Origin of the sequence: Butyrivibrio proteoclasticus P6B7 (assembly GCF_000622085.1) — a bacterium.
Lineage (GTDB): Bacteria > Bacillota > Clostridia > Lachnospirales > Lachnospiraceae > Butyrivibrio > Butyrivibrio proteoclasticus_A.
Window position 1 is genome coordinate 35603 of record NZ_JHWL01000019.1, and the last position, 14396, is coordinate 49998.

Sequence of the window (14396 nt, forward strand, 5' to 3'; positions counted from 1 at the left end):
GTAAAAACCTGAATATAAACACTAAATCCGAAAAATTAATCATTTCAAAAAAACTATTCCTTAATTGCCAGAATTATTGATCTCCGCCAATTTAACCTGAGCAGCCTGTGCGCTCTGTGTATTAGGAAAATCAGTAATTACTGCATCGTAAATCTCTTTTGCCTTGTCAAGATCACCACTACTGTAGTAAGAATTACCCAGATAATACAAGGTGTTAACGTTATTATTATCATACTGATAAGCCTTATTCAGGTTGGTGATAGCAACTTCATAATTCTCAGCCTTATAAGCTTCATAGCCTGTGTTGTAATAGCTTGTAGCCAGCTGAGGTCCTACATTAGACATAAGTGTATTGTAAAGATCTGTAAATTCTGGTGAAACATCATCACTAATTGCTGTAAGGTCAAGATTCTCAAGAGCCTTAGCCATTCCCTCTATATCTGAAGGAGTTGCCATGTAGATGTTAACTGCCTCCATAAGTGAATTCATGGCAGCTGATGTACTATCTACGCCCTCATAATCTGTAACCTGGCTCTGAAGAGCCTCAATCTGAGCCTGAAGACCTGAGATCTTCTGCTCGTAATCGCCGATCTGGGCTGATTTGGAATCAGACTCCTCACTGATCTGAGAAATCTTCTCCTGATTATTGCTGGTAATGCTCTGAATCCTTTGAGGTAAGATAAGGAAACAGGAAGCAGCGATTCCCAGCACGATACCAAGAACAATACCCCAGATAGAGCTTGTCCTTGTAAGAACTGACTTCTTGACTGGCTGAATGATCATCTCATTGCCACTGTTATATCTGATAATATCGTCGCTGTCTGAAGAAGCGATATCAGAAACAAGCTTACCGCTCTCTCCAGGAAGAAGCATGCTGTCTGCCTCCTTGAGATAGCGCTTAGCCATAACATTACCTGTATCAAGTTTAAGGACCTTCTGAGCCTCAATCTTGGCTCTGTCCCAGTTACCATTCTTAAGGTATAAAAGAGCAAGCAAAAGATGCGCTTTAATAAATCCTGAATTTAATGAAAGCACCTTCTTAAGCTGAATCACTGCCAGATCAAGGGAATCCTGCTGGCAATAATTGTATGCAATATTGAACTTCTTGATTGTCTGGTTGATATTCTCCAGCTGAGCAGGACTATTCCTGACCATATCCATATAATCGTCAGCAATATTCTTATCTGCCTGGAGATTCTTACTGATAACCCACTCAGAAAGAGCAGGAACAACATCACCAATCTCGAAATATACAAGACCCAAAAGGTTCCTTGCATCTATATTGTTCTTATTAAGTTTAAGGCTCTGTCTAAGTGAATTAACAGCGCCTGTCAAATCTCTTACTCCAGCCTTCTCAAGCCCCTCATTGTAGAATCTGTTAGAAAGAGCAACTAATTTCTTATAGGTCTTAACTGAAGCCCCACAAGAAGGACAAGTATCAGCTTTGGTAAGATCCGCACCACAGATGTAACACTTCATCTTACTTTGTCCTCTTACTATTATCAGCTTCGTGACCGGCATCCTTAAGGATTCTTACAAGGACATCAGACATATCATCGAGATCCTGTCCGTAAATGATGTCCTCGGCATCCTCTATCTCAAGACTAGGCTTAAACTTCTTAAGTTCTTCCTCAAAGTTAATCATACCCTACCTCGTTATACTATTCCTTTAATCTCCCCCGCCAGGTATAAAGAACCTGCTGCAAATACCAAATCTCCTGATTTCCTGACTGTAATAATATCTGTTATAGCGTCCCTGACATTACTGTAGTACTTAATAGGAAGACCGATTATATTCTCCTCTTCCTTGGCATCCTCAAAGGCTCCCTTAAGATCTGAAACTGTGACAGATCTCTCAGTTCCAAGAACTGCCACAAAGATCTGATCAAACTCTTTGCTCTTAAGGATCATTGATACAATGTCTCTGTACTGCTTGTCTCCGACTATTCCAAATAGCAGGATCTTTTTGCCATCGGCAGAAATGCCATGAACACTGTCAAGAAATGCATCTATTCCATCTACGTTGTGGGCTCCATCCACGTAAATGCCTGGTCTGACTTCTTCCATTCGGCCATCCCATTTAGCACTTATAAGTCCATCCCTGATATCAAGCTCCGTGATCTCTGCGCCGTTATCCCTAAGGATTTCTGCGGCTGTAACAGCGATTGAAGCATTTTCAGTCTGATATTTGGCTTCTGTAGATAATTTCAGACTAACATATTTATCATATAAGGAATTATACGAAAAAGCAATGTATTTGTTCCCCGTATCATCCCTTTCAACGTTGACATCCTCGATATTCTTGGGCTCTACGATGATTGCTCTGGAATCCTTTTCAAGGGCCGTTTTTTTGATGACCTCAGTGCTTTCAGCTCTTTTGTCAAAAAAGATCACTGGAACTCCGCTCTTGATGATGCCTGCCTTTTCAGAGGCTATCTCTTTTACGGTATCTCCCAGATACTGCATGTGGTCAAGACCGATCTCTGTAATAATAGAAACAATAGGTTTCTCCACTGAGTTAGTGGCATCAAGCCTTCCACCAAGGCCTGTCTCCAGAATCAGGTAATCCACAGGATATACATCATAGAGAATCATAGCCATGAAAAAGAGAAACTCAAAATATGTAGGGAAATAGCCGTCCTTGTCATATTCCTGGATTCTTCTTAAGGTCTCCACAAAAACCTCAGAGAAAAGTCCATCTGAAATAAATCTTCCATCTACGCAAAATCTCTCTGAAATCTTTACAAGATGTGGGGATGTAAACATCCCCACGTTGTATCCGGCTTTCATAAGAATTGATGAAAGATAACTACACACTGAGCCTTTTCCATTTGTTCCAGCCACATGAATGATCTTCATGTTCTCGTCAGGATTGCCGAGATATTCAAGGAAATCCTTAGTATCTTGTATTGAGTGCTTATCAGTAAAGCTTGGAATCGCGTTAAGAAGCTCCTCACATTCGCTAAGACTGGCAATATCGCCCTCATCAGCTCGCTTTATGATATCCTCAACTCTATTTAAGTAGTCTATACTCACAGCCAACAAAACCTTCCTTATGTAGATTTCCCCTCATCTAACTGTTTCCGACCAAAGGTTATCAGTGTGAAAGCTGTGCAAGTCTTTCTGTGATCTGGTCGTAGGTCTGCTGATATTTCTGCTGTTTCTCTTTTTCCTCAGCGATCTTCTCAGCTGGAGCCTTAGAAAGGAACTTCTCATTGCTGAGCATGTTCTGTGATCTCTTAAGCTCGCCTTCAAGCTTCTTCTGCTCCTTGGTAAGACGCTCGATCTCAGCAGCGATATCAACAAGATCTGAGAAAGGAATGTAAACTGTAGCATCAGCAAGTACTACAGATACTGCATCATCAGCGATTCCTGTCTTATCCTTCTGGCAGAATGACTCAGAAGCGTAAGCAAGAGACTCGAAGAAGAGCTTACCTGTCTTGAAGATATCAAGAGCCTCGTCCTTGTCGCTTACTACGTAAACTGCAGCCTTTCTTGAAGGAGCAACGTTCATCTGTGTACGAACGTTACGGATTCCACGAACTGCTTCCTTGATAGTCTCGATAGCCTTCTCATCAGAAGCAAAGTTCCACTCCTCCTTGAATACTGGCCACTCGGAGATCATGATTGACTCTTCCTCATCCTGCATTGTGCAGAAGATCTCTTCTGTAATGAATGGCATATAAGGATGAAGGAGCTTAAGTGCGTTAATAAGTACTGTCTGAAGAGTCCAAAGAGCTGCCTCGTGGGAAGCCTTGTCGTCTGAGTTGTAGAGACGAGGCTTAACCATCTCGATGTACCAGTCACAGAACTCATCCCAGATGAAGTCATAAACCTTCTGAACTGCGATACCAAGCTCGTACTTGTCCATATTCTCAGTAACATCTTTAATAGTGTTGTTAAGTTTAGAAAGGATCCACTTATCAACTGGCTCAAGACCGGATGGCTCTTCCTGGTGGATAGCACTCTTAGCATCCTCAGCCATGTTCATCATGATAAATCTTGAAGCGTTCCAAACCTTATTAGCAAAGTTACGGCTGTTCTCTACTCTCTCGTTGTAGAAACGCATATCGTTACCAGGTGCATTACCTGTAATAAGTGTAAGTCTAAGGGCATCAGCGCCGTAGTTCTCGATGATATCAAGAGGATCGATACCATTTCCAAGGGACTTACTCATCTTACGCCCCTGAGAATCTCTTACAAGACCATGGAAAAGAACTGTGTGGAATGGATATGTTCCCATGTTCTCATAGCTTGAGAAGATCATTCTGATTACCCAGAAGAAGATGATGTCATAGCCTGTTACAAGTACATCTGTAGGGAAGAAGTACTTAAGTTCCTTAGTGTCGTGTGGCCAGCCAAGGGTCTCAAATGGCCAAAGAGCTGATGAGAACCATGTATCAAGGGTATCAGGATCCTGTGTAAAGTGAGTCTCACCACACTTAGGGCAAACTGTAGGAGCAGTCTTAGATACAACAACCTCTCCGCACTTGTCGCAGTAGTAAGCTGGGATTCTGTGTCCCCACCAGAGCTGTCTTGAAATACACCAGTCTCTGATGTTATCTGTCCAGTTAAAGTATGTCTTTTCCATACGAGGTGGAATAAGCTTGATCTCGCCTTCCTTAACTGCTTTAACAGCTGGCTTAATGAGCTCATCCATCTTAACGAACCACTGTGCCTTGATCATAGGCTCAACAGTTGTGTGACATCTGTCATGAGTGCCAACGTTGTGAGAATAATCCTCGATTTCAACAAGAAGACCCATCTCGTCAAGCTCTTTTACAATGGCATCTCTTGCAGCGTAGCGGTCCATTCCCTCGAACTTGCCACCATTAGCGTTGATAGTAGCATCGTCGTTAAGGATGTTGATTTCCTCAAGACCATGTCTCTTACCAACCTCGAAGTCGTTAGGGTCGTGGCCAGGAGTGATCTTAACTACACCTGTACCAAATTCCATATCTACGTATGAATCCTCAACGATAGGAAGCTCTCTGTTAACAATAGGTAAAAGAACTTTCTTACCCTTGAAGGACTTGTATCTGTCGTCATCTGGGTTAACAGCAACTGCTGTATCACCAAGCATTGTCTCAGGACGTGTTGTAGCAAACTCGATGAATTCTGTATCAGAAACTGTGCCATCCTCGTTGATGATAGGATACTTGATGTGCCAAAGATGGCCAGCCTGCTCCTCGTACTCAACCTCTGCATCAGAAATAGATGTCTTACATACAGGGCACCAGTTTACGATACGGCTTCCCTTGTAGATGTAGCCTTTCTCGTGCATCTTGCAGAAGACCTCTGTAACAGCCTCGTTACAGCCTTCATCCATTGTGAAACGCTCTCTATCCCAGTCGCAGGAAGAGCCGAGCTTTTTAAGCTGCTGAATGATAGTTCCGCCGTACTCTCTCTTCCACTCCCAGGCTCTCTCAAGGAATTTCTCTCTTCCGAGATCTCTTTTGTCGATTCCTTCTGCCTTGAGGGCATCGATGATCTTAACCTCTGTAGCGATTGAAGCGTGGTCAGTTCCTGGCTGCCAAAGTGCGTTGTAGCCCTGCATTCTCTTGTAACGAATGAGGATATCCTGCATTGTGTTATCAAGGGCATGTCCCATGTGGAGCTTACCAGTGATGTTTGGCGGTGGAATAACGATAGTAAATGGTTTCTTGGTCTCGTCTACTTCTGCGTGGAAGTACTTGTTTTCTTCCCACTTTGAATAAAGACGACCTTCAATACCCTTAGGATCATAGGTCTTTGCAAGTTCTTTCTTCATAATTCTCTCCTTCTTCTGATTTGTGGCTAACAGGACAGTTCCCTGCCTGATCAATAGTTGTAATTGCTAAAAACAAATAAAAAAGTCCTTAGCAATCTTGATAGACTGCTAAGGACGTTATAAACGTGGTACCACCTTAGTTCGTAGGGAAATCACTTTCTCTACCTCAACAAGCATCTTGATCTTGGCTATCGCCTCGATAAATGCTCTATCCGATAACGCAGATAACGCGGGGACACTTATGGGCGAGCCCTTTCTTGGTGTCCGGTTCGAAAGCTACCTTCCATATCATCTGTATCAACACCTCTCAGCGTACGCATTAGAGCGTAGGTGCATTCTCTTTAAACACAGAGAAGATATGTACTCCTCTTTCTCATAACCTTTGAAATATAAAATCTATGACAACAATAATATAAGTAAAGATTCAAATTGTCAACCGATGAGGGTTCCCAGATTTGGAGATTAAACTGGAATTTTATGCGCAGCAGTTTAGATTGATTTTCCCAAAGCAGCCAGTGCAGAATCCGAATTGCTTCCCGTTCTAAGGCTTGTTTCAATTATCAGAACCTTCTTTGCCATATATCCTCCTATTCAACACTGAGTGTGATCGTAACATCACCGTTGCTCAGTAGTTCTTTTAATTCATTTTCAGGCAAGTTAATCCTTCCGAGCCTTGTATACGCCCAGGAATTAGAGCCGTAAAAGACTACCAGCTGATTTCCGGAATATAAAACAATATCTCCAGCTGTTGTAGTTGTCTGTTTATCATCTCTCGTGATATTCTTTCCGACAGGTCCCACCTGCTCAAAGCCGCCGTACATCGACATTGATATTGTCAGTCCTGATGCAGCAAGACCCTTAAGCTCCTCCACGGAAGCATTTTCTTCCCAGGCAACATCTACACTTTTATCTCCAATCTTCATCAGCATGGTTTTCGTGTCATTCACCTCCGTTTCATTTTGATAGCTATAGGCATCAGCTGTACCACACGCCGGTGCTCCCGACATAAGAAATACAAAAACAAACAGTATAAATGCTATTCTTATCTTCATACATATTTCCTTACAAACTCTTCGATATGGTTAAATGGGATCACATCGAGATTATCATACAAATCAGTATGAACAGCATCCGGAATGATCATGAGTTCCTTATTATCCGTATACTTGCTGTCCTTTATCATATTTGCATAGGCATCCTTCGAGAAATAGCAGGAATGCGCCTTCTCTCCATGAATGATGAGCACTGCGCTTCTGATCTCATTTGAATACTTAAGGATAGGCTGATTCATAAACGACTCACATCCGATCACATTCCATCCTTCATTGGAGTTAAGGGATCTTTCATGATATGCCCTGCCCTTATAGTATTCGCTGTAATCTTTCACAAAGAACGGAACATCCTCCGGCACAGGAAGTGGCAGGCATCCTCCTGCACGTTTATAGGAACCGTTCTTTAAATCTTCCAGGCGCTGAAGAGCCATTGTCTTCCTGTTCTCATATCGAGCTTCTTCTGAGTCTTCCGAATCAAAATATCCGTTTGCATTTACTCTGGTCATATCATACATTGTTGAAACCACGGTAACTTTAATGCGTGGGTCTAATGCAGCAGTGTTAAGAGCCATTCCGCCCCAGCCGCAGATTCCAATGATACCGATGTGCTCCGAATCCACTTTTTCATTCAGGCTCAGGAAATCAACCGCCGCCATAAAATCCTCAGTATTAATATCAGGAGATGCCATGTATCTCGGCTCGCCGCCACTCTCTCCGGTATATGAAGGATCAAAGGCAATCGTCAAAAATCCCCTCTCTGCCATAGTCTGTGCATAAAGCCCGGAGCACTGCTCTTTTACTGCTCCAAATGGTCCTGATACCGCAAGTGCAGGAAGTTTTCCTTCCGCATCCTTTGGTTCATACATATCTGCAGCAAGTGTTATGCCATAGCGGTTTATGAAGGTCACTTTACTGTGAAGGACCTTATCGCTCTTCTCAAATGTCTTATCCCACTGGGTTGTCAGGTTTAATTTTTCAGTATTCATCATCTCTTTTTTCTCCCTATTCAAGTTGTTAACTGTTCTTTTCAAGTCTGTGTATCATCAGATCCATGCAGTCCACTTTTCTCTGGCTCTCATGCATTTCATCCATTAGCGTGCACCGGCACTTTCTAAGAAATCCCAGCAGTTCTTCATTCTGACCCACCTTTTTATATTTCCCTGCCTGTATGCACTTTTCATCTTCAATGCCAAGATGCCTGAGGCATTCAACAATATCTTCTGTACCCATCTCTTTATTCCCTGTTTGTGTTGTGTTTTCATCTTACATTCTCACTATAATCCATGTACAATCTCTTTGCTAATGGTTATAATGAATATCATGATATTCATTATGGGCATATCACTTTATTTAAGGGGATTCTTATGGAAATAAGGAATTTAAGATATTTTCTTGCCGTCGCAAGAGAAGAGAACATGTCACGAGCCGCAGAATTACTCCATGTCACACAGCCTACTCTTTCCAAGGCATTAAAGAGTCTTGAGGAAGAACTTGGAAAAAAACTATTCACAAGGCATAGTTTTTCCATCAAACTCACAGATGAAGGAATGCTACTGCGTGACCGTGCTGAGGATCTTGTTTTAATGGCAGATAAGATTGAGCAGGAATTTGTCTCCTTGGATGATATCACAGGTGGAGACATATACTTTGGTCTGGCGGAATCCTATCAGATCTGTCATCTTGCCCGAGAGATTAAAAAGCTAAAAGACAGATATCCTTCCTTCACCTACCACATCACCAGCGGTGATACTGAGCAGGTAACAGAAAAGCTTGATAAGGGGTTACTGGATTTTGGCGTAATCTGCGAAGCACCTAACAAAGATAAATATGACTATGTCACATTCCCTGATACTGACCGCTGGGGTGCTATTATCTTAAAGAGTCATCCCCTGGCAAAGAAAAAGAGCATAAAAGTAGCCGACCTTATAGGACAGCCACTCTTCTGCTCTGAACAAAGCTGGAATATCGAGATCCCGGAATGGGCCGGGGAGAATTTTTCCAAGCTCCACCTGGAAGGTTCCTTCCGTCTTTCTTATAATGCATCAATGTTTGCCAAGGAAGGCCTGGGTATACTTCTGACCTTTGAGCATCTGATAGACTGCTCCGAAGAAAGCGACCTTGTATTCCGTCCACTTTCTCCCAAACAGGAAACAAAGCTATATCTTATCTGGAACAAGTACCAGACCTTCACACCTATTGCAGAAAAATTCCTGGCACAGGTAAGGGAGTCGTTTTAAACTGAAATTTAAAGCCTCTTCTCTGGAAAAAGAGCTGTATACTGCAACACATCATTCAATAATACAAAGCTCCAAATAGTCATCCACATCAATCTCTATGATTTCTTCTGGAACAATTTCTTTGTAGCATACCCACTGAGTTCCCATAGAATGAACGAATTGCTCCTTGTCCAAGACATAGAGGTAGCCTTTTTTGCCGTAATTGGGATGGCACTTCTTAAATACCATCTTGTCACCATATTCAGGCATCATGACTCTTTGTGCGTCATCACTTTCCTCTACGCATCCAAGTGAAAAACATATGGCCATGTTCCTATTACTTGTGGCATAAACGGCGAACTGACACCCTTCTTTAAATCCTGTGTCCACGGCCTGATTAGGAACCAGCCTATCAAGTTTATAGGGACTTCCGTGATATAAGTACTCTTTAGCCATTTCCCCCTGCTCCTACGCATATATTCTACACATTTGACATTTCAACATATATTTAATAACATTTCGTAGTGTGTTTTCAAGCATTTATATTTGGAAGGAAAAGGGTATGAATACAAAAGTAAAGAAGTTAAGACATTTAGCAGAGATGTGGCTTACATTCTGCTTCGGGGGATGGGTTTATGAGTCAATCTGGGTCAGCATGGTTGAACAGGTGAAAGGCTTTGTGAACAGAGGCTTTTTGTTTGGACCATGGATCCCAATTTATGGATTTGGAATGTTTATCATCATTCCTATTATAAAAAAGCTTAAACTTAAGACATGGTTTCCTGTATTCTGCTTAGGCGCTGTGCTTGCCACAAGTGCTGAGCTCATCGGAAGCTATGTATGTGATATTCTCATTGGAAAGCCATTATGGAGCTATGAGACATACTTCGCTAATTTCCAGGGAAGGATCGCTTTTAAGCCAGCCTGCACCTTTGGCCTTCTGACAATCCTTGGTTACTTCGTGGCTATGCCATGGCTTGATAAGATCAATGAGAAATATGAGAACACTGCCCACAATGTGATCACTTTTGGTCTGTTTGCACTCTTTGCAGTTGACGTGATTGCAAGATTTCTCCTCGGCAGCAACATGTAATGGTATGGAATAAAAAGAAAAGATGCTTCAAGCTCGCTTGAAAGCATCTTTTTTATTAGTTATCACACTGACTTATTACAATTTCATATCATCAATCAACGCCGTTAAAACGTATATGTTGCCACGTAGTCCACACCATCTGGAGTATTGATTCCTGGATCTTCTACAGAAAGCTTTGGCGCTCTCATTTCGCTGAGCATCTGACTTTCAAAGTGATAAAGAGCTATTCCAAGATCAATTTTCTGAAGGTCGTAGTCTGGAGTTAAAAATCCTTTATCATGTTTTTCATAGAAATGGGCTTTCTTTCCATCTATTACTATTCTCCAAGGCTGCTTGTTCACAGCTGATGGAGCTATGCGTACTGCCTCAAGGTCGTCGTATAGGCCATTCTCCTTGGCAAACCTCTCAGTAAGCGGCTTAGAAAAGTCTCCTTCAAAGAAAAGCTCTTCAAAGCTCATTCTTGTGTCAGCCTTAACTCCCTTTCGCATAAGTGTCTCTTTTACAGACATTCTCTTTGCAGGGGCTCCAAGAGGGCTAACACATGGCATCACTTCATTCTCTGCAAGACCAGAAGCCTTCTCAAACTTCTCTCTTGGCATTGTTCCGCCGATCCATACATTCCCAAGACCCAGCTCCTGTGCCTTCATAAGGAGCTTCTCAAAGCTATAGCCATAGCCTTCTTCTGCGTGGCTTTCTTTCCCCACAATCGCGCTGACATAGATCTTTTCACCTGTAAGAACAGGGCTGGAAAGCTTATGCTCTTTAGCATCGAGAAACACAAATCTAACCTTCACTCCATAGGGATTAGTTATAGTCTCAGCAAATTCCTTAAGCTGATCCAGAATAGCCTTTTCTGGCATATTGTCATCAAAGCTTCTTACGCTTCTTCTTTGTCTAGCCAATTCCAAAAAACCAGTCATTACCTTTCACCTCACTTATTCATTAGTCTCAAAAAGTTGTTGAAAGGATTATAACATATTTTGTGTTTTTGGCAATTATATTGTATGCAATTTTGTATATGAATTTAAAAGGCCCATATCAATTTCGGTCTGACTCACACGCCAAAGCGGTACTCTTTCTCTTCCTTCTCATTTGGAACCAGGCCAAATTCCTTGATTACAAGATCCGCCACCTCATCTGGCTCAAGATTCGTGTTATCAATCTTTAAATGATTTTCAAACCAGGACTCACCCTCATCTGTGTTAAGTTTGTACCTCTCCACATCCTTTAAGAGGTTAGCCTTGCTCCATTCGACATCTTTCTTTGATGCCTTTCTCTCCATGCGGTGAGGAGTCTCATTTCTTAAAAGTCTTGTTTCAAGAGTGGCACTTAGTTCTACGAAATAGAAGTGTCCGCCATCTTTTTCAAAAAGAGCTCTCAATGACTCCAGATAGTCACGCTCTTCCTGCATATCAAAGGCACAAACATAAGTAAATAGCAGATCCACATTGTGCTTCACTGCCAGCTCAAATGCCTTTTCTCTAAAATAGCTATTGAATTCCCTTTGCGCAGGAGTATCAAAGCCAAAGATCTTATCTGACATCTCAATGCTGTCATGATTCATCATCATATTGTACTTAAGCTTATCTCTAAGACTCTCAGCCACAGTCATTTTACCCACTGCCTGAGGTCCACACACTACAATCAGGTTTGCCATTTAGTCTCCTCCACAAATTATAAGAACAGAACCATGTTTATCTCATCAATATATGTGCCATCCTTGAGCTTGTACGCCCTGAGAATCCTGCCCGTTTCCTGGAAGCCCATCTTCTAATAAAGAGCTATTCCTTTTTTGTTGTCTGCATATACGCCAAGTTCTATCTGCTCAAATCCTAGCTCTTTTGCCTTATCAATTGCCTTAGTCATAAGAATTGTTCCAAGACCACAGCCACAATACGCCTGTTCAAGAGCAATTGCAAAATCGCACCTGTGCTTAAGCTTAATGTGGTTTCTATGTCGTGAAATAGAGCAATTACCTACCGCCTTATCTCCATCGAATACCGTAAACCACGCTGAGGCCTCAGCTTCAAGGCTATCATTGATTATCCTCTTTTCTCTTTCAATATCTGGGCTTATTTCTTCAGGATATCTGACAAGAAAATGTGTCTCCTCCGCCGTTTTCACTATGTAATCCAGCATAGTCTGGGCATCCTTCTCCTCAGCAGATCTAAGGGTAAGCTCTCTCCCATCCTTAAGCGTTATCGTTTCTTCTTTAATTCTCATTATGCCTCTCCTTTGATGTAATTTGGATGCCCCAAGCCACTGGGGGACGGTTCTAATTGGCTCTGGAGTCAATTAGAACCGTCCCCATTGACTTATGCGTGGGTTATTGATTGGAACATGTATGCATCGTTGGCGGTGTCTTCGAAGAATTTACCCCGCACGAAGAAATGTGTGTCCTCTTCAATTAGCTCTTTTACATCGAATCCCTCTGTACTTCTAGGGGTAAAGTTTAAAAGAACTGTCTTAATCTCTTTTCCAAATGATGAGATTATCTGGTCCAGATTCCCATTACCGATGATGGCATGGAGGATAAGGGTGTTATCCTCTATCTCTGCAATGGCGTAGCTATCGCATTCTGGAATGTAGAAGGTATTCTCCTGCATGAACTGTGACAGGTAGAACATGTATAGGCCAGTATTGGAGACCATGTAGACTTTGCTGTTCTGCTCTTTTTCATTAAGAAGCTTTACCATTTTGTCCCAGTCACTTTTATCAGCCATTGGAACCAGTGTAGCAGTCTGGTCCCTTGTAATATCCACAGATTTACTGTACTGATACTCTTTACTCTCTACAAATCCAAACCTTGGGTAAAAGTCCACCACAGAGTCGTTGGCGTATAGGTACATTCCATCAACCTTGCCCTCATAGTCACTGATCACTCTTTCCATCAGTGCTCTGGAATAACCCTTTCCACGGTAATCAGGATCTGTCATTACTGTGCCTATCTGGATCAGGCGTACAATCCTGCCATCGTAGTTCATGTTGCAGGCATTTACTGACACATTGGCTACAACCTCACCATCCTCAATGACTGAATATGGGATGTAGTTATCCTTCCAAAAACCATTCTGGTACCAGTTCTCAAAGTTAAGGCCAAAGGACTTTTCCGCAAGCCTGTTGAAGGATGCTCTAAGGGCCTCGTTATCTCGATAGTTATATTCAATTCTCATATCGTATTCCTCTAGTACTACGTACTAATTATGTCATCAACGATTATCTTTATTAGTTAACAAGTTAAGATAACAATCGTTTTCATTAATTCACCCATACATACTTACTTTACAGCCAGTATATGTCCCTGAAGTTCCAGTTCTTTTCCAGAATCTGTGGTCAATTTCTCTACCTCAAGATCTGTAATCTCATAATCCTTAGCAAACTTATTAAGAAGCTTGTTACTGCCAGCATTACGTACGTCTGCCTCGTAAAAGAACTGTCTAATACCATGGTTCTTTATCGCATAGTCAAGGGTCTGGCTAAGAGCATCAAATGCATAACCCTTGCCCCATTCTGATTTCTTGATCCAAACGCCAACTTCTGGACAGTCAGTCTTTATTGCATGAACTTCAGTACTTCCAAGGAATTCACCATCCTCAGATAGAATGCTAAAAAGAAGCATTTCTCCGCTTTCTACCTCATCCATGAATTCTCCCAGCAGCTCTTTTTCCTCTTCTAAGCTCTCACATGGATCTGGCCACTGGAACTTTGTAATCTCTTCGTTGAATTCTCTATAGTAGTCATCAAGATAGTCCATCTTGAAGGGTTCGATGTGTATTATAGTCAAATATTCTTTTACCTTTCACATATTTTTCAGCCATAAATCACGCATCATAGCTGCAGTTAGTAGTGTTTTTCCAATCAACCGTTATTTATTATATCCACCACTCAGGAGTCAATTCTCCCAGCGTCACAATTCTGCCGTTTTCATAGTCCATCATGATCTCAACATCCTGATATTTTCCTGGCATTAGCTGAGTCATCATCTCTCGGCAGGCGCCGCATGGAGCTCCTGTCTTTCCATCTGGCATAATTGCAAGGACTCTTTTTATTTCATGCTCGCCATTGGTGATCATGTTGAAAATGGCATTTCTCTCAGCGCATACGCCAAGTGTGCAGCTGGTATCTACGCAAACTCCCTTGTAGATATTGCCTGATGCTGATTCTATCGCAGCTGCAACGCCGCCAGCGTAGATCCTATCTGAGATTTCCCTAGGATTCTGCACTGACTTTGCAGCATTAAATAATTCTTCCCATATCTTATCCAT

16 protein-coding genes are annotated in these 14396 nt (G+C 42.0%); 2 read left to right on the plus strand and 14 right to left on the minus strand.

Annotated elements, in window-relative coordinates:
- Positions 1-60 precede the first annotated feature (60 nt).
- The 7 genes from T541_RS0111875 to T541_RS0111910 all read right to left on the minus strand — a co-directional run bounded on the left by T541_RS0111875 (position 61) and on the right by T541_RS0111910 (position 8052).
- The gene (locus tag T541_RS0111875) at positions 61-1479 is read right to left on the minus strand and encodes a tetratricopeptide repeat protein (RefSeq protein WP_026652939.1); all 1419 of its coding nucleotides are present in this window, start codon (positions 1477-1479) and stop codon (positions 61-63) included.
- Position 1480: 1 nt separating this feature from the next.
- Complete coding sequence (locus T541_RS21660) at positions 1481-1645, minus strand: hypothetical protein (protein WP_034466981.1); 165 nt, start codon at positions 1643-1645, stop codon at positions 1481-1483.
- An 11-nt stretch (positions 1646-1656) separates the two neighbouring features.
- A complete protein-coding gene (locus T541_RS0111885) occupies positions 1657-3036 on the minus strand; it encodes a bifunctional folylpolyglutamate synthase/dihydrofolate synthase (RefSeq protein WP_242840780.1) in 1380 nt (459 codons plus the stop codon).
- A gap of 61 nt (positions 3037-3097) precedes the next feature.
- Complete coding sequence (locus T541_RS0111890) at positions 3098-5770, minus strand: valine--tRNA ligase (RefSeq protein ID WP_026652941.1); 2673 nt, start codon at positions 5768-5770, stop codon at positions 3098-3100.
- Between the two features lie 587 nt (positions 5771-6357).
- A complete protein-coding gene (locus T541_RS0111900; RefSeq protein WP_242840779.1) occupies positions 6358-6822 on the minus strand; it encodes a cyclophilin-like fold protein in 465 nt (154 codons plus the stop codon).
- A complete protein-coding gene (locus T541_RS0111905; RefSeq protein WP_026652943.1) occupies positions 6819-7811 on the minus strand; it encodes an alpha/beta hydrolase in 993 nt (330 codons plus the stop codon). The genes T541_RS0111900 and T541_RS0111905 overlap by 4 nt, the downstream gene beginning before the upstream one ends.
- Positions 7812-7836: 25 nt before the next feature.
- The gene (locus T541_RS0111910) at positions 7837-8052 is read right to left on the minus strand and encodes a hypothetical protein (protein WP_026652944.1); all 216 of its coding nucleotides are present in this window, start codon (positions 8050-8052) and stop codon (positions 7837-7839) included.
- A gap of 134 nt (positions 8053-8186) precedes the next feature.
- Here T541_RS0111910 and T541_RS0111915 point away from each other — a divergent pair, with 134 nt between their 5' ends.
- Complete coding sequence (locus T541_RS0111915) at positions 8187-9059, plus strand: LysR family transcriptional regulator (protein ID WP_026652945.1); 873 nt, start codon at positions 8187-8189, stop codon at positions 9057-9059.
- A 51-nt stretch (positions 9060-9110) separates the two neighbouring features.
- On the opposite strand, the gene T541_RS0111920 is transcribed toward T541_RS0111915, so the two are convergent.
- On the minus strand, positions 9111-9494 hold the full coding sequence (locus tag T541_RS0111920) for a hypothetical protein (RefSeq protein ID WP_026652946.1): 384 nt from the start codon (positions 9492-9494) through the stop codon (positions 9111-9113).
- 106 nt (positions 9495-9600) lie between these two features.
- Between T541_RS0111920 and T541_RS19500 the strand changes: the two genes are divergently transcribed.
- Complete coding sequence (locus tag T541_RS19500; RefSeq protein WP_051538227.1) at positions 9601-10131, plus strand: putative ABC transporter permease; 531 nt, start codon at positions 9601-9603, stop codon at positions 10129-10131.
- Between the two features lie 104 nt (positions 10132-10235).
- Here T541_RS19500 and T541_RS0111930 read toward each other — a convergent pair whose 3' ends face one another.
- From T541_RS0111930 to T541_RS0111955, 6 genes are all read right to left on the minus strand, one after another.
- Positions 10236-11051, minus strand: a complete 816-nt coding sequence (locus T541_RS0111930; protein WP_026652947.1) for a nitroreductase family protein — start codon at positions 11049-11051, stop codon at positions 10236-10238.
- A gap of 134 nt (positions 11052-11185) precedes the next feature.
- Positions 11186-11788: an AAA family ATPase gene (locus T541_RS0111935; protein WP_026652948.1), complete on the minus strand. Its 603-nt coding sequence runs from the start codon at positions 11786-11788 to the stop codon at positions 11186-11188.
- Positions 11789-11901: 113 nt separating this feature from the next.
- A complete protein-coding gene (locus tag T541_RS19505; RefSeq protein ID WP_051538228.1) occupies positions 11902-12354 on the minus strand; it encodes a GNAT family N-acetyltransferase in 453 nt (150 codons plus the stop codon).
- A 92-nt stretch (positions 12355-12446) separates the two neighbouring features.
- Positions 12447-13304 carry a GNAT family N-acetyltransferase gene (locus tag T541_RS0111945; protein WP_026652949.1) on the minus strand — a complete coding sequence of 286 codons (858 nt, stop codon included), beginning with the start codon at positions 13302-13304 and terminating at the stop codon, positions 12447-12449.
- 104 nt (positions 13305-13408) lie between these two features.
- On the minus strand, positions 13409-13915 hold the full coding sequence (locus T541_RS19510; RefSeq protein WP_155839514.1) for a GNAT family N-acetyltransferase: 507 nt from the start codon (positions 13913-13915) through the stop codon (positions 13409-13411).
- 88 nt (positions 13916-14003) lie between these two features.
- On the minus strand, positions 14004-14396 hold the full coding sequence (locus tag T541_RS0111955) for a cytidine deaminase family protein (RefSeq protein WP_026652950.1): 393 nt from the start codon (positions 14394-14396) through the stop codon (positions 14004-14006).